Here is a 22,208-nt window from a genome sequence, read left to right as displayed (position 1 = left end):
GTGGCTTTTTATACATTCTACGTGCATTTTCAACATAAAATTGGCTTTAAGTTTTACTAAAACTTGTGCTTGTAGTTAGAAAGACACGACCTGCAGCTGCAGTTTTCCTTCTACACTGGCGCGAATCTCCAGATTCGTGACTTTGTTATGATGTGGAGTCTGCGACTTTACGGGCTCACAGAGCCCAACAAAGGCTGCTCCGTCTGCTGTGCCTCCTGCTAAATGAAAGTAGCTTCTGATCCTACGTGGATTCTGGATACACACTTATACTTCCTATAAGATATTTCTTACGCCTTTTTGGCAATTGCGTACTGTACTCTTCTAGCTGGTCGAGTCACAGACTCGACCTTGTAAATAGGCACGGGAATGATTCCCGCGCAAGTACGCAAATTATTTACCGCCTACCGCTCCACATCCAGCCGCTGCAACACCCGCTGCTTGTCTTCCCAAAACTGGCGGGTGTATACTTTCTGGTACGGCCAGTTGCGTTGCCGAAGCAGTTGTGGCAAATCGGCGTGGGAGTGGCGCACGGAGAGGTGACTATAGTATAGATCGTCATCCGTAAGTACCACACCTTTGTATTGCTGCCCCTGCACCAGTGTAAGATCAGCGAACGGCACTTGCTGCTGCAATAGGTTAATTTCCTGCTCTAGTTGCTCTTTCAGCAGCGGCACCTGTGTTGGCATGGCTTCTCTTTTAGGCTGATACTGAAACATGTCTTGGCTTACCTGCTGCGCATACTGTAAGTATAGCTTAAGTAGTTTTGGGCCCTGGTGCAGCGTGTTCTCTACCTGCAATTGCTCTGACTTAATACTGCTCATTACAAACACCTGCTGCTTGGCACGGGTAATGGCCACGTTCAATCGGTTCTCGCCACCTGCTTGGTTTAGGCTCCCGAATTGCATCGTCAGTTTTCCTCTGCTATCAGGTGCGTAACCTACCGAAAGTATAATTACCTCCTTTTCATCGCCCTGCATATTTTCGATGTTCTTCACCAGCACTGAATTGGGAAGTTCTATATTTTTCTGCTGCGCGGCATCCTCCAGCAGGTCCTGCACCAGCATCTGCTGGTTATAGTTAAACGTGATCACGCCTACATCCTGCTGTCCTGCTTTTAGCAGTTCCAGCACTAGCTGCACTACTTTCTCTGCCTCGGGCACGTTTACATTCTCCTGCCACAGCCCCCGCACCTGCACATATTGTATGGCGGGTTTACCAGCATTTACGTCCTGCAGGTCAGGTATAAGCTCCAGCTTTTCGCGGTAAAAATGGTGGTTCGAAAAGGCAATCAGTTCTGGGTAGCGGCTGCGGTAGTGTTGCATCAGCACCGTCTGCGGCAGGTACAAACCGCACAGCTGCAGCAACGACTCTGCCGACAGCTCCTCCACTTCATCCTCCTCATCGGCAGTCCAGCGGGTGCGGTACAGGTCCGACGGTTTCAGCTGCTGCGCATCGCCTGCCACCACCACCTGTTGCCCCCGCAGCATGCTCGGTATACCTGTTTCGGCAAAGCACTGCGAGGCCTCGTCAAAAATCACCAAATCAAAACAGCGTTCCAGCGGCAGCACCGCCGATACCGTTTCAGGCGAAGCCAGCCAACAAGGCACTAAGTCTAACAGCTCTGCAGCGAACAAAGAGAACAGCTTGCGCAGCGGGTACAGGCTACGCTTTTTACTTACCTGCGCATGCAAACGGCGGTAGGTTACCACATTGCCCAAGCGGTTTGTTTCTAGGTGGCTGTAAGTTTGCTCCCGCAGCTTCGATAGCACAATCTCCTGACTCAGTTGCTGCTTCTGTTGCAGGTGGCCTTGCAGTTCCGCTTCCACTCGTTCCAGTTCGCCACTCGATGGCATCCGCAGCTCAGGGTTTTGCGCCTCCAATTCGTAAATCCAAGCCAGGTACAAGCTGTTCAGAAAAAGTTTTTCCACCTCGTCGGCAGAAGCTATGCCCTGCGCCAGCAACTGATCGGCCACTTCCTTCTCTGCAGTCGAAAAAGAGTGCACTAAAGCGTCGTGCGCCACCAAAGGCTCAAAATGCTCCTGCAACGCATGCAGTAGTTTCTGCCCGTGCGCTTCGTCATCTAGCAGCTTTTGCACCTGTGTCTCGGGCAGCCTTTGCAGCCATTTGCTGTTATCTTTGCTCAGCGAATCGACACAATATCTCAGCGCCTCCAACTGCTCCAGCAGGTCTGTCTCGGGCAGAAATTTTTTATGCAGTACCTTTTCCTTCTGAAGCTTAAGCAGCAGCTTTTGCGTCTGCAGGGCCAGCTCCACCACCTTCAGCTTTTGCAGCATCGGCGTTGGCTGGTCTTCAATGTTAAGGTTAAAACTGATGTGGCTATTAATGATGCTGATCAGTTCTTCGGCTTTGTAGCGCAACTCCAGCCGTTGCTGCAGTTTGCCGATGTTGGTATCGTTTAGTTCGTGCAGGTTATACTTTGCCAGCGCCTCCTCCAGTATTTTCTTTTTAGGCGAGAACGTCCAGCCTAAACTTTTAATCAAGTTGCCGCGCTGCTGCTCGTATGTAGCTACCGCTGCCTTTACGGCCGCTAGATTTGTAACAGGTATGGCGGCATCGGGCGCAGGAGAAACCAGGTACAGCTCCTGCAAAGCTTTTACCTGCTCCTGCAAATCCTTTGGCTTTACCTGTTCCTGCTGCAGTTGGTGCAGCACAGGTAGTACCTCCTCTTCCTGCAACAGCTCCTGCGCCTCGGCTATAGTTGACAAAGCACTTCTAAAGTTTGGCAGATCATCTAACGAGAAAGTATAGCCGCTGAGTTTGCTTATACTTCTCTGCAATTCTTTGTACTTCTCGGGCAGCTCATGTATAATTTGCTCCAGTTCCTGCCGCTGCGGCCAACCATAGTTTTTAAAGCTTCGACGCTCCTTCAGCACAAAATCATCCTGCTCAAAAACGGCGGCAGAATGGAGGTAGTAGCGCAGGCGCGGCAGAAAATCTGCTACTGTTGCAGCGGTAAAGTTTTTATAGTTTGCCAACTGCAGATGCGGCTCCTGCAGACTACTGCGCAGATATAGTTCCTTGGCTGACCAACCGCAACGGCTGGTATCGAACAGCGCCTGCTTAAACGCCGACAGTTGCTGCATACAGCGGTTAATTCCTCGGCTTGCTTCCAGGAAAGTGCGGTCGGTGTAAATACTGTTGAGGGCGAGGTTCTGCTTTTTATACTCGTCTAGTTGGTCTATCTGCTGCCTGATCTGCTCAAAAACAGCTTTCCTGTCGGCGTTCATGTCGTGCACGATGGCTGCAAAACTGTTCAGACCTTTCGATGCCAGCCGCTGATGCACCACATCCAGCGCTGCTCGCTTCTGGCTTACAACCAATACCTTTTTGCCCCGCGCCGTAAAATCCGACACCAAATTACAGATGAGCTGCGATTTACCTGTGCCAGGCGGCCCCTGCACCACCAACGATTTCCCTTGCTTAACCTGCTGCAATGCCGCTTCCTGCGAGGCATCCATGGCAAAAGCCGTAAATGTTTGCTGCGCCTGCACTGCATGGTTTATACTTGCCTTGGTAAAAGAAAACAGGTCTTCCATTTCTTGCAGCTCGCCCCGCTCCAACAACTCATCGAAATCGGCTAGTAAATAAGAGGCTGTCTGCGGATAGATTCCCAGTACGGCCTCCTGCTCCAGGTGCAGTTGCCCTGGCTTCAGTGTTTCCTCAAACTCAGCTTTTTTATAGTCGCGGAACGGTTTTACTTTATCGGCAAAGAACTCACGCCCCACGTGCACGGCCAGTTGGTGCTCCTTCATCAGTTCGTACACTTGTGTGCGGAACTCCAGCGAGTGGCTCGACAACGTGCTCAGATCCAGCTCTAGCAGTTGCTCAGCGAGCGGTGTGCCCATGTAGTGCGCGTAAGCCAGTAAAAAGCTTTGGTTAAAGTGCGGCGGCTGCGTTTCGTCAGGTGCTAGCTCCCACTCCTGCCTGCCGTTTATTTGCAGCTGCACAGGAAAAAACAGCAGTGGGGAACGCACCGCTGTACCATCCGAAAACTTACCATACACAAACGGCCAGCCCAGATACAGCTCTCGCGTACCACGTTCCTCAAACACCATCTCCGTTTTACGTCTGATGTTGCGCAACCTGCGGCTAACAGGTGCCACGGGAGCGTAGCGGCTGTCGGCGTAAGGGCTGACAGGAATCCGTCTTTTGCCAGCAATCAGCTGTTGCACAATGGAAAAGGCAGGATCGTGTATCAGAAAATCCAGCTCCTCGACATCCAGGTGCCACTCCTTCGACAAGCGCAACAGCAGCAAAGCCCTGTTGCTGGAGCTCAGGTTAAGTAGTCGGCGGCGGTAGTTCTTGAGGATAGACTTCATAGTACAACGTTCCGTTAACGTGCAGTTAACATGAACAGGTTTCTAAGAAGGGGCAATTTAGCACGATTTGCACAGAGTTAGAAACGCAGGTGTGTGAGGATATTTGTATATTGTATAGTTCTTAGCATTTGCGTCAGATGGTAGCCACTATTATTTCTGCTGTTGTATTTCTTCTTATAGGAGCACTTTTTCCACACAAGACAAAGCCTATCCAAGACTATGAAATGCTGGTTTCAATCAACAAGAGGAAGTACATGCTCTATGAGGCTTTATCTGTCATCCCGCTTTTTTTCTTTGTTGGTATCATCTGTTACGGTATCTATTTACTTGGTAACGATATACAGGAGATATACTTGCGTGGCCGTGAAACAGATTTTGCCATTTACCCACCTGATACGTTTTGGCTAGCGCCAGGGCTTTGTTTCGGCTTTGGGCTGATTTTACGGCCTATGGAGTTTCTATACTACCTGCTCCTGCGAGAAGAGTATGATGTGTATATTGAGTATACCAACAGGAAACATGGCATAGACGGTTATAAAGTAATGCGCCCTCTATGTGCTATTTGTGTTGTAGCAGGAATTGTGGTTTCGTTTTTGGCACTTGGCTGGTACAAAGAAATCAAAGGTGACAAAATTGTTATTGATGATTTTACTTCGCTAACGCCACAGGAGTATACCATTCAAGATATAGTATCAATCACACATTATGAACAACAACTTAATGCTGAAGGAGTTGCAAGAACAGATCCGTACTATAAAATAGCTTTCACAGACGGCAGAGTATGGGACACTTCATACAACTTTCATGAGGTAAGTGATGAGAAAGCGGATGCCATCGTAAAATACTTCACTTCGAGATCAAAGCTTCAGGTAAGGTGTGAGATAATGGAAACAGTGCAGGAGTAAAACCGATTTTCCTACAAACTACAGGAAGGTTGGTCTGACCTTAAAATCGATAAGATCATATTTGAAAAAGAGGGTTTACAGGAATTATTCGCTCTTCCATATTGATGGCTTTTCTGGATATTCCTAAATAGCTATATCTTTAGCTTTCGTTTAACGTATTGAATTAGCTTAAGGTATAGCACCCATGTTAAAACTACCTTTTGCAATCAAACAGTCTCCAAAGCGTTGTGAAACTTAGTCCAGCAGCCGCTGTTTCACAAACACGAACGTTTATACTAAACATGAAGCGAACGAACATCATCTTGAGCAGTCCTATTCGCCTACTCATTTCCATAAGCGTGTTGGTAACTGTCTCCTTTAGCTCCTGTCGTGAGAATAAGAACTTTCCTATTCCTCCGATTGAGCGCATGCAGGAATATACCACTTCTAAGCAGTATCCTGCTACGTTTGCAGCGGAAAGTATAGAGGAATGGCGAAAACAAATTCCTGAAGTTCAGAACATAGCTATAAAATCTACTGCCGACGGACAGGTGGACTCCGCTTTGTACTTTGCTTCCGAATCTGACAGAAAAAAACCTTTACTGGTGGTACTGCACAGCTGGAGCAGCGAGTTTTTGCAAGAGGTAAGCTTGCCTTATGCACATTGGGCCAAGAAGTATGATTGGGCTTTCATCCAGCCAAACTATAGAGGCGCTTTCGAAACACCTGAGGCCATGGCCTCTGATGTTGCTATTCAGGATATAGTAGATGCGGTGCATTATGCCATGGAGCATGACCATATAGATTCTTCGCGTGTGTATTTGGTTGGCTCTTCTGGAGGCGCTATGACGGCCCTGGTAGCAGCTAGCAGGCACCCCGAGCTTTGGGCAGGAGTAATGGCTTGGGTACCCGTGTTTGATATTGTAGATTGGTACCAGTTTAATCTTAATTACCCTCATAGGCATTACAACGATCAGATTTGCGCTGCCCTTGGAGGTGAACCTTTGCCTGACACTGAAGTTGCCAAAGAAGCAAAACAACGTAGCCCCAGTACACAAATTCACCAGGCTAAAGACGTACCTATTTTCCTGGCGCACGGCATCAATGACTTGCTCGTGCCGCCCAGCCACTCCATCCGTGCTTTTAACATACTAGCTGCCCCCGAAGATACTATTTCTCAGGAGCAAATGGATTACATTGTTGCGGAACAGGCCCTGCCGCCAGGGTTGGATAGCACCGCTACCGATAAATACTTTGCACAAGGCGATCCTCCTGTTGTGTTCGAAAGATCATCAAACAACGTTAAGCTGATTCTGTACAAAGGTGTGCACGACATGGCCTACAACCCTAGTCTGCTCTGGCTGAACGACCAGCGGAAGCGCCAGTAAAACTATACTTGCTGTTCTGCTGTACTTACTGGTAAACCAGTATATCTACTCATGCCGCAACAACAGCTACCACTCTTTCCTGATCAGCCGAAGCCACCTGTGCTGGAGCAGGTATCGGCAGGCGGTGTTGTTTACAGAATATCGGCAGCGGGTTTAGAAGTGGCACTGATCTCGGCTGGAAAGCCCGCACGCTGGCAGCTGCCCAAAGGCATCTTAGACCCAGGCGAAACCCCAGAAGTTACTGCCCTGCGTGAAGTTCGGGAAGAAGCAGGTATAGCAGCAGAGCTCATCAAGCACATCCAAACGATAGAGTACTGGTACGTTGGCAATAAGGGAAAGCAGCGTGTCCGTTTCCAAAAGTTCGTGCACCTTTTCCTGCTCCGCTACAAATCTGGCGATGTGCAAAACCACGACCATGAGGTAAACGAGGCGCGATGGGTACTTTTACCTGAGGCGAAAAAGATGCTTTCCTTTAAAAGCGAACGGCAAGCACTGGAGAAGGCAGAGCAGTTGATTAGGGAGCTTTAAATTTAAGAGGCTATCATTCATTAGATGATTAGCTTTGGTAATATTACAACTTCAAAAGAAGAACATACATGAAAGTAGGATTTATAGGATTAGGTATTATGGGCAGTCGCATGGCGGCTAACTTACAGAAAGCAGGCCACGATCTGGTGGTATACAACCGCACGCAGTCTAAAGCTGATGAACTGGTGGAGCAGGGTGCCACACGGGCTGAATCGCCTGAGGAAGTGGCTCAACAGTGCCGCCTGGTAATTACAATGCTCTCTACTCCAGAGGCGGTGGAAGAAGTGGCTTTGGGAACAGACGGTTTTCTGAAGTCGCTGCCTGGCAACTCGCTGTGGGTGAACTGCAGCACCGTAAACCCTTCTTTCACCATTAAAATGGCGCACCACGCCAAAAAGATGGGGCAGCGCTACTTAGATGCCCCTGTGTCTGGCTCGCTTGTTCCAGCCGAAAAAGGCGAACTGATCTTTTTGATTGGCGGCGATGCGGCTGATGTGGAACAGGTGCAGGAACTGCTGGACGTGATGGGAAAGGAAACAGTGCACGTGGGCGATCACGGCCAAGGGGCCAGCATGAAAATAGTGAACAACATGATGCTTGCCCAGGCTATGGCCTCTTTTGCCGAAGCGCTTAAGTTGGGTACAGCTTTAGGTATATCAGAAGAAAAGCTTTGCGAAACGTTACTCGGTGGACCTGCCGCGGCACCATTTCTGAATCTGAAACAAACCAAAATCCTGAAGCGAGATTTCTCGCCGCAGTTCCCGCTGGAGTGGGCCCATAAAGACCTGCATTTGGCTGGCGTTACGGCTTATGAGCAAAACGTAGCCTTGCCTTCGCTCCATGCCACCAAAGAACTTTATGCCCAGGCAAAAGAAAAAGGCTTTGGCGAAGAAGACCTTTCGGCGGTGTATCGTGTTTTTCTTTCGGAGGGGAAGTAATTATACGGCCTTTGCCACAGGCACTCACAGGTCTGGAAGACGCTGTGAGTGCCTGTTATGCAGGCGTTAAAGCGTGAGGTATGGTTTTAGCTTCTCGAACAAATCTTTGCTTATCAGCTTTACTTGCTGTACGTCTTCTACTCTTTTGTATAGGCCGTGCTGCTCGCGGTAAGCAACTATAGCACGGGCTACGTTGGATGAGATATACGGGTGTGCCTTTAGTTCATCGGCTGTAACTGCATTTAGCGGTAGCTGCTGCGGCGCATACACATCAGGCACAAAGGTATACTTCTGCAGGCTATCTACTGTTTCGGGTTGCAGGCCATATACCTCCTGCAACTGCCTCATACTATGAAAGCCTCCCAAGCCATCTCTGTACTTCACGATACGGGCTGATAACTTGCTGCCTATGCCTCTGATCTGCTTCAGTTGCGTAGTATCGGCGGCGTTAATATTAAAAGGAGCTAGTATGAAGCGCTCGCGTTTGTTCGTGTTCCAATTAGGGTTTGGCTCAGGGCGTGGTGAGTTATTGCCTGCTATACCTTCGCGGCGATTATACTTATCAGGCTTGTTCTCGGGGAGTTGTATGTAAGGGTACAGCCTTTGAAAAATAGAATCGGGCAGGCCGTAGATTTTGGCTAGTTCTGCTTTGTAAGTTAGATCGCCTACTTTACTGCGATAATTAAGGATGCGCTGAGCCAGGTACTTGGGTAAACCGAATGCCTGCCACTGCTCTACTGATAGCTCATTAGGGTTAAAGGGCCGCAGCGCCACCGTTGGCACCGTTTTATAGTTGCTATAGTTACCCTTTTCAGGCTGCTTTGCCTCTAGATGGGCTACCAAGCTATCCAGCGTTTGTTGGTCCTGAGGGCTCCCGAAAGAAGAATTATCCGAAGCATAAAACTTCTGAAAAAGAAATGGTGCTGCCGTAAGCAGCACCATTAGGCTTATCAACACCAGAAATCCGTTTGTTTCACGCTTCGAAAAGCCAAAGTAGCGTCTGATCCAGTGTTTTATCTTTTTCATTTATACTTTATCGGTTCGGAACCTGCCGCTCCGCCTCATCATCGTTGTCGAGGTAAGAGTCAGGTTCTGGCTTCGGAGGCGTGGTTATCACCTTCACGAAAAAAAATATCATTAGTCCAGTTACCAGCGTCATCGTGGTAAGCATGATAACAAGTGCAGATGTATTCATAGTTTCCTAAATTCTTCCTTCTCTAACTCTTTTTTTATAAGCAACATACACCAACAGGGCCAAAGTAAGCCATACTGTCAATAACAGGATGCGAGACGCGTTTACGAAGAACATTTGATTTTGAAGTTCTTCTATCACGGTTGGGTCTGTTGCTGCTGCAATCTGTTCTTTCAGTCCACTATTCTTAAGCTTATTTATGATTGAGCCATTGTCGAGCTCCCAGTTTCCTCTGAAAGCAGCACCCCAGTCTCCACCTTTCGGTGTAAAAACAGAGCCCAAGAATACCCACAGTAACAGTACGGGGGTGATAAACTTAATGATAAACCTATAAACGCCTGGCACTTTAATATCAGCCCCAGAGGTAATTTCGCGCCAGCCTTTTTTCATGCCAAATACCCACGCGAATAGGATCGTTTCCAATAAGGCAAAAACTACCAGCGATACTGTTCCAGCCCAATAGTCGTATTCATCGAACACGCCGTACCTAAAGAACAGTACGGTTGGCATACCTAAAATCAATACGATTAGGCCAAAAGACCAGGCTGCACTTTTGCGATTCCAGTTAAACTCGTCTTGCAGGAAACCAATCCATGGCGTACCCATCGCCAGAGACGAAGTAATACCAGCAAAGAACAACAAGCCAAACCACATAACGCCTGAGAAAGCTCCTAAGGCATCCCCCCATTGGTAGAACAAATACGGTAAGGTTCTGAAAGCAAGTCCCAATCCTCCACTCTGCACCATCTCCGTTACACGGTCTATACCTAAATAACCAATCGAGATCGGGATCAGGATGGCACCACCTAATACTACTTCCACAAATTCGTTCATCCAACCCGCTGACATCGCATTCAGGGCAACATCATCTTTAGGACGAACATAAGAAGCATAGCACTGCACAGTACCCATACCCACAGAAAGTGTAAAGAAAATTTGGCCAGCGGCAGCCAGCCATACAGACGGTGACCAAAGCTGATCAAAGTTCGGTGTCCAGAGGAAATTTAGACCAACTGAACTGTCGTTGATAGCACCGTTTTCTCCTGCAGTAATGGTAAAGCCTTTGAAAGCAAGGAAAGCACCAAACAAAAGTAGCATTGGCATACCAATTTTAGCCACACGCTCTACACCAGAAGCCAAACCTTGGGATAGAATCCAGGTGTTCAGCAACAAGCATATTACATAAAACACAATTGGCTCGTAAGGAATACCTAATGTAGACTTACCTAAGCTTACATAAGTAGCAAAGAAATCAGAAATAGCCTCTTGGTCTAAGCCGCTGAACGTACCAAGGATGGAGTGGAACACATAAGAAAGCGTCCAGGACTCAAGGTAGCAGTAATAAGCAGCTACAGCAATGTTTGTCCAGAGGCCGAATACCCCGATGTACTTCCAAAAGCGATTCTTGCCCATAGAATCCACTATAAACGGTGTGGAGTGGTGCCCGAACTTGCCGCCGAAACGCCCCATAGACCACTCAATCCAAAGTAGCGGTATACCCATCACAAGGAAACAAACCAGGTAAGGAATGATAAAAGCGCCGCCGCCGTTCTGCACAGCCTGTACTGGAAACCTCAGGAAGTTTCCGAGACCAACTGCATTCCCAGCCATGGCTAGAATGAGACCTACACGCGAGCCCCAGGATTCTTTGTTAGCACTCATAAAAAAGTTAAAGTAGATTAGTTTAGCTTGGGTGAATGTGTTTAGTTGCTAATTAAAGCATCCAATTTATAAAATGCTTTTGATTAAGCAGCTAAAAATTAGATATATTAATACTCAAACATACAAAATCCCTATAATCTGGCATTGACTAGGCAGAAGAGGCAATGGAAGGATTTAATAAATTGCCAAAAGCATATAGCAGCCAAGCGCCGTACAAAAGTATATCCCCTTCTAACCTAAGCCAGCAGGGGATAAAGTATTATGAATAGCTGCTATACCAACTGCTAGGCCTCGGCTTCTGCCTGTTCTGCTACCATTTGGATGCCCTCCATAAAACTATGAGGAGCGTAGCCTAATTTAGTTTCTGCCTTAAAAATATTGAAGCCAGTGCGTGGCGGGCGTTTCGCAGGCTGTGAGAATGTAGAACCATCCGCTTTATCAATCAAAGACTTGTCGAGTGCGAAGAAATCGGCTACTTGCATGGCCATATCATAAGGTGTCAGCATTTCTTTGCCAGATATGTTATAGATGCCCTCTGCGTCTTTTTCGGCTGCTAACCAGCAACCCATCGCTAAGTCCTCAGCTAACGTTGGCGTACGGAACTGATCGGTTACTACTTTGATCACTTTTCCAGCTCTTAAGCTGTCGCGCACCCATAGCACAATGTTGGAGCGGCCATAGTTATGCGCTACCCCATATACCAGCACCGTCCGAAGTATAGCCCATTTGCAAGATGCTTTTTTCACAATCTCCTCTGCCAAGCGCTTCGTTTCGCCATAGAAGTTTACGGGGTCCGCCTCTGCCTCTTCCGTATAAGGGCCGTCTTCGCCGTCGAAAATAAAGTCTGTAGACACATGAATCAGGTGCACGTTATACTTCTCACAAGCGTCTACTAAGTATTGTACAGCATCACGGTTCTGAAGCAAGGCTCCTTCTCTGTCGCTCTCACATTGGTCCACATTGGTCATGGCAGCGGTATGAATCAGGTGCGTTGGCTGAAAATCCTTTACCACCTCGTCTACCTGTTCTGGGTTGGTTACATCCATCGCACGGAAAGACAGTGTCGGAAAAATTTCGGCTAGTTTATTCTCGCCACGACTGGTAGCCAGCAGTTCCACATTGGCATTAGGCAGCAGCAGCTCCGCTAGTTTCTGCCCTAGTAGGCCATTAGAACCTGTTAGAAGTATTTTTTTCATGTTAGCTTGCAAGTGTCTGTGTATTATAGTTGTAGTTGTACTTCTTAGATACCTTCTTTTTCTTCACCTTTTCTACCTTCACATCCATCTTCACATCGGTTAAGGGTCTGTCGCGGCCATCTGTAGGCTGCTCGGCAATTTTATCAATCACATCCAAGCCATCTACTACCTGCCCAAAAACGGTATAAGCCTCGTTTAGCATGGGTGTGCCGTTGTGGTTCTCTACGATGTAAAACTGAGAGCCACTAGAGGCTTTGGTTGGATTTACATAATCCCCTTGCCTGGCTGCCGCCACGGCTCCACGTACGTGTTTATGTGCTGGAATGATTTCGGCAGGCACTTGGTAACCTGGGCCGCCCGCACCGTCGTTACGCGGATCTTCGTCTTTTGTGTTAGGATCTCCGCCCTGAATCATAAAGCCGTCGATTACCCTATGAAAGGTGGTGCCATCGTAAAATCCTTCCTTTGCCAACTTCAAAAAGTTTTTTTTATGCTGTGGGGTATCATCAAAAAGGATCAGCTTAATTTCACCTTGCGGTGTGGTAATGGTTACAAGTTGGTCTTTGCCCTTCGGCTTTTGTGCCAGCAGAGTAGCTGGTAACAATAATAGAGCGGCTGCGGCAACAAATATAAACTTCTGCAGTTTCATAAAAATATTGTATTGAGCGTATTTAACAAGATGAGTGTTCTACTCAAATATCAAATTTAATTCTTTTTAGTACTGATTTATACTTTTCTGCATTTTTCTGGCAAGAGTGTCTTTTATACATATCTAAATGTCTGACTACGCCACTATACCAACTTAACCTTACAGCACGCACCTAACGGTTAAATTATATTTTCATAATTTATACTTATAAAAATAGACTTTCTACAAGCCTAATGCACAAAATATAATATTACATGTTTTTTATATAACTAATAGACGCAAAATGCTTCAAAACTTTAGAAAAAGGCTATATTTTGCTATCTTAAGGGAAATCACCAACTTTATATAGTTTAATGAAAAGATCTTTCCTTAGTTTACTAATCTTTCTACTACCCCTTACCAGCCTTTTTGCACGTGCTCCCAAAGCAACTATTGACGAGCAAATTGAGTCTGCTATCGCCCCTTCCGCACAAGCCATATCAGAAATCGTTTTTTATGAACTTCCGATCTCAGACACGATGGGAATACCGCTCATATTAATATGGCTCCTGCTGGGTGCCCTGTTTTTCACTTTCTACCTAGGCTTTATCAACATCAGAGGTTTTAAACATGCCATTGATATTGTGCGTGGCAAATATAATCAACCAGGTGCCCCAGGCGAGGTTTCTCATTTCCAGGCATTAACAGCTGCTGTTTCGGGTACTGTAGGCCTTGGTAACATTGCTGGTGTAGCCATTGCTATATCCTTAGGCGGCCCTGGCGCTACTTTTTGGATGATCATGGCAGGTTTGCTAGGTATGTCATCTAAATTTGTTTCCTGTACGCTAGGCGTAAAGTACCGCACCGAACACGCTGATGGAACCGTATCGGGTGGACCGATGCACTACCTGAACAAGGGCCTCAGTGAAAGAGGTTTTGGAAAAGTAGGTAAATTTCTGGCGGCGTTTTTTGCTTTAATGTGTATTGGAGGAGCTATAGGAGCTGGTAACATGTTCCAGATAAACCAGGCTACGCAACAGATTATTAGTGTAACTGGCGGCGAAGCCTCTTTTTTCGGAGGCGGTAATGCCTGGATCTTCGGCCTGATTATGGCGGTGCTGGTCGGACTTGTTATATTAGGCGGCATGAAGAGCATTGCACAGGTAACCGAAAAAGTGGTGCCTTTAATGTGCGGTGTTTACATAGTGGCGGCCATTATTGTACTAGCAGTAAATATTACGCAGATCCCAGCTGCTTTTGCCGCCATTTTTGAAGGTGCCTTTACAGCCAGTGCCATAGGAGGCGGTGTTGTGGGCGTCATGATTCAGGGTTTAAGACGCGGTATGTTCTCTAACGAAGCTGGTATAGGTTCTGCCTCTATCGCACACTCTGCCGTTAAAACCAATGTGCCCGTAACCGAAGGCTTTGTGGCTTCTCTGGAGCCATTTATTGATACGGTTATAGTATGCACCATGACAGCTTTGGTTATTGTGGTAACAGGCGCTTACACTTTAGACTCTGGTGATGGCATTGCCCTTACCTCTGCTTCGTTTGCGACTGTTATCAGCTGGTTCCCTATGGTGCTGGCAGGTGCCGTTATTCTTTTCGCCTTCTCCACCATGATTACCTGGTCGTACTACGGCCTGAAATCCTGGACTTACCTTTTCGGAAATAACAAAATAGCTGATATCAGCTTTAAAATCATTTTCTGCGCTTTTGTAGTGCTTGGAGCACCAATGCAGTTAAATAGCGTGGTAGCTTTTTCGGATGCCATGCTATTTGCCATGAGTATACCGAACATGATCGGCCTTTATATGTTAGCGCCTGTTGTAAAAAGCGATATGCAAGCCTTTTTGCAATATGCCCGTTCTTCTAATAAGCAGCCCTTAACAGAAGAAGCCGTTCAGGCTAAAGTAGAAAAAATATAAGTAAATCTCTTAGTCCTCGTTCATAAAAAAGCCTCTGCGCAGTTTATCTGTCAGAGGCTTTTGCTTTATATAAAGCTTATTTAGCACACGTAGTACGTATTGAGTAGCCTAATTAGCTAACAAACACTTGAGTACATCAAAATCTGCGCTTTATCAGATACGCCAGTATAAGCGAACAACAAATAACGAGCAACGATTAGCAATACTACGCCCTTTGCTCTTTGATGCTTTTCAGTATCTGATCGCCACCTTGGGCAAGTATAGTTTTAGCCAGTTTTATGCCTAGCGCATCGGCCTCCGCGGCTGGAGCTGTCATGGTTTCTTGTAATAGCGTTTTACCGTCTAGGCTTACAATACCACCGTGTATACTTACTGTACCGTCCTCCAAATGAGCCAGCGCAAACGACGGAATACTACAGCCACCTTCCATTGTTCTTAGAAAAGCACGCTCGGCCAAAAGGCAAGTATAGGTTTCGGTGTGGTTTAGTGCCTCTTTTATGCTTTGCTTCAGTTCAGGCTCCAGGTCTTTCGCACATTCAATAGCCACACTTCCTTGTCCTGCAGCAGGCACAAACTCTTCTGAAGGAAAGTCATGCACAATTAAATTGTCATAGCCCATACGGTACACACCAGCGTAAGCCAGCATCAGAGCATCAAACTGCTTATCTTCTAGCTTTTTCAGGCGCGTCTGCAGGTTCCCTCTTGACTCTGCAGTCGTAACATTAGGATAGTACTTTTTAAGCAAGGCTCTTCTACGGGTAGAGGAGGTACCTATCACCACTTTACTATCGCGCTCAAGCTTAAAATTCGGGTCGAACGAAAGAATAACATCATGCACCTGCTCGCGCTCCATAAATGCCAGCAGTTCCAGATCAGCAGGTATACTCGACTGCACATCTTTGGCGCTGTGTACAGCAATTTCGATACTCCCATCGCGCAGGCTTACTTCCAGTTCTTCCGTAAACACACCTTTAGAGCCAATCTTATCCAGGGATTTATCCAGTACCTGGTCGCCTTTGGTGCTAATAATCACCAGCTCTGTTTTCAGGCCTGCCGCCTGCAGTTTCTCCGCCGTATGCTCTGCCTGCCACAAAGCAAGTTTGCTACCGCGCGTACCAATTCGTATGGTTTTATCTTTTATATTTTCTTCCAAGGATTTGCTCTTTAAGAATTATGAATCAAAAATTATGAATGGCAAAAACAGCACAAATTACCCACAACTTTAACCAGTCAGGTATTAATTTTTACGCATATAACCTGCCAACTGGATAGAGCTATCCACAAAAATCATTTTAGGATTAGCGTTGCGTTCTATATAATAATGAGCTTGGCTAAGTTCTTCCGTCACCTCCCCTGCATTCGAGCCTGTAATAACTTTCGAGAACTTCTGTACAAAGTCTAGCTCGTTTGGTGGCAAGTAAGTTATCAGAGAACTATCTACACCAAAAAGCACTACTTTTCGCAAAAGGTTTAGCGCGTACAGCAGAAAATTCTTCTGGTTTTCGCGCCCTAGCGTCTGAAACTTCTCACTCATGTCCACCACCTCAGTAAATTTATAGCTATAGCAAGCGCGCATCCATTCTGTAAAAAAAGCAAAATAGTCGCTACTAATTTCGTTTGTAAGTTTTGCCGCCGAATTCAGGCTACCTTCCGCTAACTGCGATATTTGGTAAGCTGTATCCCGGTCCAGGTTATGCTTCTCCTGTAGATATGTTACTACTTCCTGCTCCGTAAAATTACGCACCTGCACAATCTGGGTACGGGAGGTGATGGTTGCCAGAAGCTTCTCTGCTGATTGCGACACTAATAAAAACAAAGTTTTGGCAGGCGGCTCCTCCAGCAGTTTCAGCAGGGCATTAGCCGCAGTGGAATGCATCAACTCTGGTAGCCAAATCAGCACAATCTTATAATCTCCCTCAAAAGCCTTCAGCGAAACAAGTTTTACCAGTTGGCGGCTTTCTTCTTTTGAGATGTTGCCTTGCTTATTTTCTGCCCCAATATACTGCATCCACTCATTCAGCCCCTGGTACGGGCTCGCCAGCACAAACTCGCGCCACTCTGCCAGAAATTTCTGGCTTAGCACATCCTTCGTTACACTTTTTGTGCTGGTTACGGGCATCACAAAGTTAAAATCGGGGTGCACCAGCTTGTTCATTTTCACACAGCTGTTACATGTTCCACATGAATCGTTGGGCTGTTTGTCCTCGCAGTTGATGTAGGTGGCGTACGCCAGCGCCAGCGCCAGGTTTGCACTTCCCTCCTGCCCCAAAAACAGCTGCGCATGCGCCACATGGTTATGCTGCACCGACTTTAGCAGCAGCTGCTTTGCTTCGTTATGGCCTAATATCTGTGAGAAAAGCACGATTTGAGGAATTAAGAATTAGCAATTATGAATTTGTTTGTTTTAGCCTTTCAATCATCAAACATTTTTATCCCAGGCTCTTAGGTCGTCGCTATAGTCGTAGATGGTTTTGAGTATGGCTTTTTCTTTGTCGCACAGTTCTATGCCACGGCGGGCCATTACTTTTTCAGCAACTTCAAAGGCTTTCTCAATTTTATAAGTTTCGAAGCCAGCTGCACCACCCCAGGAGAACGACGGCACAAAGTTACGCGGGAAACCAGCACCATAAATATTTGCGCTAACGCCTACCACGGTGCCTGTATTAAACATGGTGTTAATGCCGCATTTACTATGGTCTCCCATCATCAAGCCGCAAAATTGCTGTCCTGTATTTTTGAAACCGTTTTTAACATAACTCCATAGCTTTACCTGCGCATAGTTGTTCTTCAGGTTAGAGGTATTTGTATCTGCTCCCAAGTTACACCATTCGCCAATTACAGAGTTTCCTAAATAGCCATCGTGGCCTTTGTTGCTATAAGCAAACAAAACAGAAGCGCTTACTTCACCACCAATTTTACAATACGGTCCTACCGTTACATCGCCACGCACTTTGGCGCCCATGGCTACCTGGCTGTTTTCGCCAAGTGCAAAAGGCCCCCTAATCAAAGCCCCCTCCGATACCTGTGAATTCTTGCCTAAATATATCGGTCCATCTTCAGCATTCAGCACGGCTGCGCGAATCTTAACACCCTCTTCTATAAATATATTCTCTTCGTTGTAAACAATGGTATGTTTGTCGCCTACTGGTTGGCTTTTGCGGCCCTTCGTTAGCAATTCGAAATCGCTTCTGATCTGCTCGCCATTAAATTGGAATATTTCCCATACTTCTTTTACAATGGTACAAGTCCCGCACTCCTGCCTTTTGCTAGCAGCATAGTCTACCAACTGATCTACTGTATGAAGCTCCAGGTTATCGCCATGCAGCGCCACCAACAAGTCGCCATGATATAAGGCTTCGCCCATTTTTAGTGCCTTTATAGCATTCACCAAGCCTTCGTTCGGGCACACAGCACCGTTAATATAGATATTCTTGTTTCCGAAATGCAGCGCAAATTTCTCCTGCAAATAAGGTTGTGTCAGAAAAGAAACTGCTTCGCCTGTATATTCGCGCCACTTATCGGATATTGTTAAAATACCCACACGTATTTCAGCCACTGGCCTGGTAAAAGTAAAAGGCAACAGCGCTTTGCGTATAGTAGGTTCGTCGAAGAGGATAATGTTCATAGGTACAAAAATAAAAAAGTCTCCCCGAAACTTCCGAGAAGACTTTGCTATTGAAACGTTTTAACCGTGTAGAAACGCTTTATTTTTTGATATAGCGCTTGTTGAATTTCTCCACACGACCCGCAGTGTCAACAAAGATGTTTTTACCTGTGTAGAATGGGTGCGATGCAGAAGAAACTTCCACTTTGATTACAGGATACTCTTTACCGTCTTCCCAAGTGATAGTCTCTTCAGAAGTCATAGTAGAGCGGGTGATAAATTTAAAATCACTCGTCATGTCCTGGAATACCACATCTCTGTATTCTGGGTGAATGCCTTTTTTCATTATTATAAACGTTTATTAACCTTAATTCTAAATCGGACTGCAAATTTAAGGAATATTTTCAAAAGTAAAACCTTCTTAATCAAATTATTTTACAGAAAACGTAAAAGATGCAGTGCCTTTAAATATTCTTTTAAATTTGCCAATGCTGCAGCAAGCAGTTTCTGGCCAACTATAGCTTTTTACCATGACATACCCACAGCAAAACCTGATATTAGACAAAGCACAAATCCAGCAGAAAATTATTCGGATGGCTTACGAAATTTATGAGCAGAACTTTGACGAGCAGGAGCTTATATTGGCTGGTGTCTATCCGAACGGATACGTTATGGCCGAAATGTTGGCACAGAAACTCGACTCTATAGCGGACATTAAACTTGACCTCCTTCAGGTGAAACTTGATAAAACCGCTCCTCTTCAGAGTCCTATTCAGTTATCGCCTGACACATTTTCTTTATCTGGCAGAGTGATTATATTAGTAGATGATGTACTGAACACGGGTAAAACACTAGCTTATACGTTAAACACCTTTCTGCAGCAAAACCCTAAAAAGGTAGAGGTTGCCACATTGGTAAACCGCCACCACACGCTATACCCAATTGCCTCCACTTATACGGGCTATTCATTGGCCACTACCCTACGGGAACGAGTAGATGTGGTGCTGGAGGAAGACGAAGTAGCTGCATACCTACATTGATTTTATCGACTCTTACAGGATTGGCTTCCGTTTATAAAAAATGAAGCATGAACAAACTTGATCAGAAGTTTATTGAGCAATGGTCGAAGCAGGAAGAGAAAGGCATGCTCCGAAATGTACTTTCTTTTGGAATACTATGGGGGGCATTTACCTCCATTTTTTCCAACCTTTTCAGGCTTAGAGACAACACTTTATCTGAGATATACCTATCCACAGACTTCCTGCTAAGATTAGCAGTTTTTACAATTGGAGGTTTACTATTGGGAGCAAACAAGTGGCGTAAAAACCAGAAAAGGTACAGACAGCTTATAAACGAAAACGCTTAGCCTGATAAATCCTTCATCAGCATATTAATAATTAATCGAATAGCACATTAACTCACTCCCATGACAGAACTTTGCTTTGCAACCAATAACCGTAAAAAACTGGAAGAAGTAAGCCAGATGCTCGAGGGCAAGTATAAATTGCTTACCCTACAAGATATTGGCTGCCACGAAGAGTTAGCCGAAGACCAGGACACCTTAGAGGGAAACTCGCGGCAGAAGGCGGAGTATGTGTGGCAGAATTATAATATCAACTGCTTTGCCGACGACACAGGCCTGGAAGTGGCGGCACTAAACGGTGCGCCAGGCGTGTATTCGGCCCGATATGCTGGCCCACAGCACAGCGATACCGATAACGTTCAACACCTGCTCCAGAACCTAGAGGGCAAAGAAGACCGCAGCGCCCGCTTCCGCACATACATTACCTTATATTTAAACGGACAGGAGCATCAGTTTGAAGGCATTGTAAACGGCCGCATCACCACAGAGTGGCAAGGCGACAAAGGTTTTGGTTACGACCCAGTGTTTGTACCAGAAGACTATAACCATACTTTTGCACAGATGAGTTCTGCCGAAAAAAATGCCATTAGCCACAGGGGGCGCGCTATTCAGAAGCTGGTGGCGTTTTTAAAAGCTCAGTAGAAATTAAAAGGCAAGCATAGTAGTCTGATACTGTGTAATCTCTTAATTTTGTGGCCTGAAACCATTAGCTTCCTATGCAAAAGCCATTTATCGTCGGGATTACAGGAGGTAGTGCTTCAGGAAAAACAACTTTTTTGAACAAGCTACTGTCATCGTTTGCCCCTGAGAACATTTGCCTTATCTCTCAGGATAATTATTATAAAGCCAAAGAACACCAGTCAACAGACGAGAACGGAGTAGTTAATTTTGACCTTCCCTCTTGCATTGATGGCGAAGCCTACGCACACGATATTCTGAAAGTGAGCAGAGGCGAGACAGTTTACCGCACCGAGTATACCTTTAACAACCCCAATGTTGTACCTAAGCAACTGGAGTTTAGGCCAGCACCTATTGTAGTAGTAGAGGGTATTTTTGTTTTTTACTTTGAGGAGGTAGCCAACCTGCTAGACCTGAAAGTGTACATAGACGCTAAAGAGTATATTAAACTGCAGCGCCGCATTCTTAGAGATAAAATTGAGCGAGGCTACGACTTGGACGATGTGCTGTATCGCTATACCAACCATGTGGCTCCTACTTACGAAAAATATATCAAACCTTATAAGTACGATGCAGACATCATCATTCCGAACAACAACCATTTTGAGCACGGGCTGGAGGTGCTAACAACATACCTAAACGCTAAGATTAAATAAGCATGAGGCACAAATTTGCAGTAATTGGTCTGGGTATATTCGGCAACTCAATTGCCCGAACATTGGCGGAGCGCGGCGCAGAAGTGCTAGCCATTGACAACGATGAAGACCATGTAGAGGCTATCAAAGACGAGGTAGCCTATGCTGTAGCCTTAGATGCAACCGACATACGTGCCTTGGAGGCCCAAAATATCCAGGATATGGATGCTGTGGTAGTGGCCATTGGCGAAGATTTTGAGGCACTTCTTATTACAACTGCCAATATACAGGAACTGAATGTGAAGCGGGTTATTACCAGAGCTTCGAACAAGCAGCAGCGCCGTATTCTGGAGAAGATGGGTGTGCAGGAAATACTATCGCCAGAGGGTGAGGTTGGTAAAACTGTAGCCGAACGCCTGCTGCAGCCAAGCATACGCACGTTCCTTCCACTACCCGATAATTACGAAATTGTGGAGATAAATGCTCCGCGTGGCATCGCCAACAAGAGTCTGGCAAAAATTTCGCTACGTGAGAAGTACAGCATCAACATGATTACCATAAAGCGCTTTTTTGAGGAGATACAAGACGGAAAGCCTACGCAGGTAGAGCATATTATTGGTGTACCGAAAGCTGAAACAGTTATCTATCCTTCTGATATCCTGATTCTAATAGGAAAGAAACACGACATCAAGCGTTTTATCGACATAAATCGCTAATAATTTCCTTTTTAATAAAAAGCGCCTACATTTGTAGCTACGCATGCCATACAATAGCAATATACGCAACCATTTCAGACTCTTTCTGATGTCTGTTACCCTGCTCTGGGCACTTATGCTCAATGGGCAAGAGGTGGTAGCCTATGCTTCCCCTGCACATAGCAAAACGGTATCCTGCGTAGTAAATTCACCTGAAAAGGAGCACAAAACAGTTGTAAAGCAAAAGGTATCGTTAGAGGCTACTACCTCTTTTGTTGCTTTAAACCTGCAGCAGGCATTAGAGCCTGTTCCTTTCCCAAGTTTTGCAGCTCCAACTGATGAAGTCTTACCTAACAAAGCCATTCTGTCTCCAGGCGCTGGCTTTGCGGCACAGCTTTTCCCTATCACCATACAGCCCAACGCCCCCTAGTTGCGGCTAGCTACCTGTTTCTGTACAGGTTCTGACTTTATTTCTTACTTCTGCCAGGTATAAAACTACCTAAAAAAGGAACACTTGGCAGCTTATATCGGTTGCCTGTTTAGGTGAGC

Annotated in this window: 21 protein-coding genes; 11 read left to right on the top strand and 10 right to left on the bottom strand. The window is 46.0% G+C overall.

What is annotated here, in order from left to right:
- Window positions 1-401: 401 nt before the first annotated feature.
- A complete protein-coding gene (locus LN893_RS03890) occupies window positions 402-4,340 on the bottom strand; it encodes an AAA domain-containing protein (RefSeq protein WP_229968485.1) in 3,939 nt (1,312 codons plus the stop codon).
- A gap of 137 nt (window positions 4,341-4,477) precedes the next feature.
- Here LN893_RS03890 and LN893_RS03885 point away from each other — a divergent pair, with 137 nt between their 5' ends.
- From LN893_RS03885 to LN893_RS03870, 4 genes are all read left to right on the top strand, one after another.
- On the top strand, window positions 4,478-5,245 hold the full coding sequence (locus LN893_RS03885) for a hypothetical protein (RefSeq protein ID WP_229968484.1): 768 nt from the start codon (window positions 4,478-4,480) through the stop codon (window positions 5,243-5,245).
- A gap of 281 nt (window positions 5,246-5,526) precedes the next feature.
- Window positions 5,527-6,612, top strand: a complete 1,086-nt coding sequence (locus LN893_RS03880; protein ID WP_229968482.1) for an alpha/beta hydrolase family protein — start codon at window positions 5,527-5,529, stop codon at window positions 6,610-6,612.
- A gap of 51 nt (window positions 6,613-6,663) precedes the next feature.
- Complete coding sequence (locus LN893_RS03875; RefSeq protein WP_229968480.1) at window positions 6,664-7,140, top strand: NUDIX hydrolase; 477 nt, start codon at window positions 6,664-6,666, stop codon at window positions 7,138-7,140.
- A 68-nt stretch (window positions 7,141-7,208) separates the two neighbouring features.
- Complete coding sequence (locus tag LN893_RS03870) at window positions 7,209-8,078, top strand: NAD(P)-dependent oxidoreductase (protein WP_229968478.1); 870 nt, start codon at window positions 7,209-7,211, stop codon at window positions 8,076-8,078.
- A gap of 66 nt (window positions 8,079-8,144) precedes the next feature.
- On the opposite strand, the gene LN893_RS03865 is transcribed toward LN893_RS03870, so the two are convergent.
- The 5 genes from LN893_RS03865 to LN893_RS03845 all read right to left on the bottom strand — a co-directional run bounded on the left by LN893_RS03865 (window position 8,145) and on the right by LN893_RS03845 (window position 12,777).
- A complete protein-coding gene (locus LN893_RS03865; RefSeq protein WP_229968477.1) occupies window positions 8,145-9,104 on the bottom strand; it encodes a ComEA family DNA-binding protein in 960 nt (319 codons plus the stop codon).
- A 7-nt stretch (window positions 9,105-9,111) separates the two neighbouring features.
- A complete protein-coding gene (locus tag LN893_RS03860) occupies window positions 9,112-9,273 on the bottom strand; it encodes a hypothetical protein (protein WP_229968475.1) in 162 nt (53 codons plus the stop codon).
- Window positions 9,274-9,279: 6 nt separating this feature from the next.
- A complete protein-coding gene (locus LN893_RS03855) occupies window positions 9,280-10,932 on the bottom strand; it encodes a sodium-dependent transporter (RefSeq protein WP_229968473.1) in 1,653 nt (550 codons plus the stop codon).
- Window positions 10,933-11,216: 284 nt separating this feature from the next.
- On the bottom strand, window positions 11,217-12,128 hold the full coding sequence (locus tag LN893_RS03850) for an SDR family oxidoreductase (protein ID WP_229968470.1): 912 nt from the start codon (window positions 12,126-12,128) through the stop codon (window positions 11,217-11,219).
- 1 nt (window position 12,129) lies between these two features.
- Window positions 12,130-12,777 carry a peptidylprolyl isomerase gene (locus LN893_RS03845; RefSeq protein ID WP_229968468.1) on the bottom strand — a complete coding sequence of 216 codons (648 nt, stop codon included), beginning with the start codon at window positions 12,775-12,777 and terminating at the stop codon, window positions 12,130-12,132.
- Between the two features lie 353 nt (window positions 12,778-13,130).
- Here LN893_RS03845 and LN893_RS03840 point away from each other — a divergent pair, with 353 nt between their 5' ends.
- Window positions 13,131-14,684 (top strand): alanine/glycine:cation symporter family protein, encoded by a 1,554-nt coding sequence (locus tag LN893_RS03840; RefSeq protein WP_229968466.1) that lies wholly within the window; start codon window positions 13,131-13,133, stop codon window positions 14,682-14,684.
- 205 nt (window positions 14,685-14,889) lie between these two features.
- Here the strand turns inward: LN893_RS03840 and hemC are convergent, their stop codons facing one another.
- The 4 genes from hemC to LN893_RS03820 all read right to left on the bottom strand — a co-directional run bounded on the left by hemC (window position 14,890) and on the right by LN893_RS03820 (window position 18,634).
- Window positions 14,890-15,837 (bottom strand): hydroxymethylbilane synthase, encoded by a 948-nt coding sequence (gene hemC, locus LN893_RS03835; protein ID WP_229968464.1) that lies wholly within the window; start codon window positions 15,835-15,837, stop codon window positions 14,890-14,892.
- A gap of 84 nt (window positions 15,838-15,921) precedes the next feature.
- Entirely contained in the window at window positions 15,922-17,046 is a 1,125-nt protein-coding gene (locus tag LN893_RS03830; protein ID WP_229968462.1) for a DNA polymerase III subunit, read from the bottom strand.
- A 57-nt stretch (window positions 17,047-17,103) separates the two neighbouring features.
- A complete protein-coding gene (locus LN893_RS03825) occupies window positions 17,104-18,309 on the bottom strand; it encodes a GlmU family protein (protein WP_229968460.1) in 1,206 nt (401 codons plus the stop codon).
- Between the two features lie 79 nt (window positions 18,310-18,388).
- The gene (locus LN893_RS03820) at window positions 18,389-18,634 is read right to left on the bottom strand and encodes a type B 50S ribosomal protein L31 (protein ID WP_229968458.1); all 246 of its coding nucleotides are present in this window, start codon (window positions 18,632-18,634) and stop codon (window positions 18,389-18,391) included.
- 184 nt (window positions 18,635-18,818) lie between these two features.
- Between LN893_RS03820 and LN893_RS03815 the strand changes: the two genes are divergently transcribed.
- The 6 genes from LN893_RS03815 (at window position 18,819) to LN893_RS03790 (ending at window position 22,089) form a co-directional block, all read left to right on the top strand.
- Window positions 18,819-19,328, top strand: coding sequence for a phosphoribosyltransferase family protein (locus LN893_RS03815; RefSeq protein WP_229968456.1), 510 nt, complete (start codon window positions 18,819-18,821; stop codon window positions 19,326-19,328).
- Window positions 19,329-19,375: 47 nt separating this feature from the next.
- Window positions 19,376-19,654 (top strand): hypothetical protein, encoded by a 279-nt coding sequence (locus LN893_RS03810; RefSeq protein ID WP_229968455.1) that lies wholly within the window; start codon window positions 19,376-19,378, stop codon window positions 19,652-19,654.
- A gap of 60 nt (window positions 19,655-19,714) precedes the next feature.
- Window positions 19,715-20,293 (top strand): non-canonical purine NTP diphosphatase, encoded by a 579-nt coding sequence (locus LN893_RS03805; protein WP_229968452.1) that lies wholly within the window; start codon window positions 19,715-19,717, stop codon window positions 20,291-20,293.
- 74 nt (window positions 20,294-20,367) lie between these two features.
- Complete coding sequence (udk, locus tag LN893_RS03800; protein WP_229968450.1) at window positions 20,368-20,985, top strand: uridine kinase; 618 nt, start codon at window positions 20,368-20,370, stop codon at window positions 20,983-20,985.
- Window positions 20,986-20,987: 2 nt separating this feature from the next.
- Window positions 20,988-21,680, top strand: coding sequence for a potassium channel family protein (locus LN893_RS03795; protein WP_229968448.1), 693 nt, complete (start codon window positions 20,988-20,990; stop codon window positions 21,678-21,680).
- 43 nt (window positions 21,681-21,723) lie between these two features.
- The gene (locus LN893_RS03790) at window positions 21,724-22,089 is read left to right on the top strand and encodes an RNA methyltransferase (protein ID WP_229968446.1); all 366 of its coding nucleotides are present in this window, start codon (window positions 21,724-21,726) and stop codon (window positions 22,087-22,089) included.
- The last annotated feature ends 119 nt before the right edge of the window (window positions 22,090-22,208 follow it).

The sequence above is a fragment of the Pontibacter harenae genome (assembly GCF_020907245.1).
GTDB classification, from domain to species: Bacteria; Bacteroidota; Bacteroidia; order Cytophagales; family Hymenobacteraceae; genus Pontibacter; species Pontibacter harenae.
This window is presented reverse-complemented; position numbering and strand designations above follow the sequence as displayed.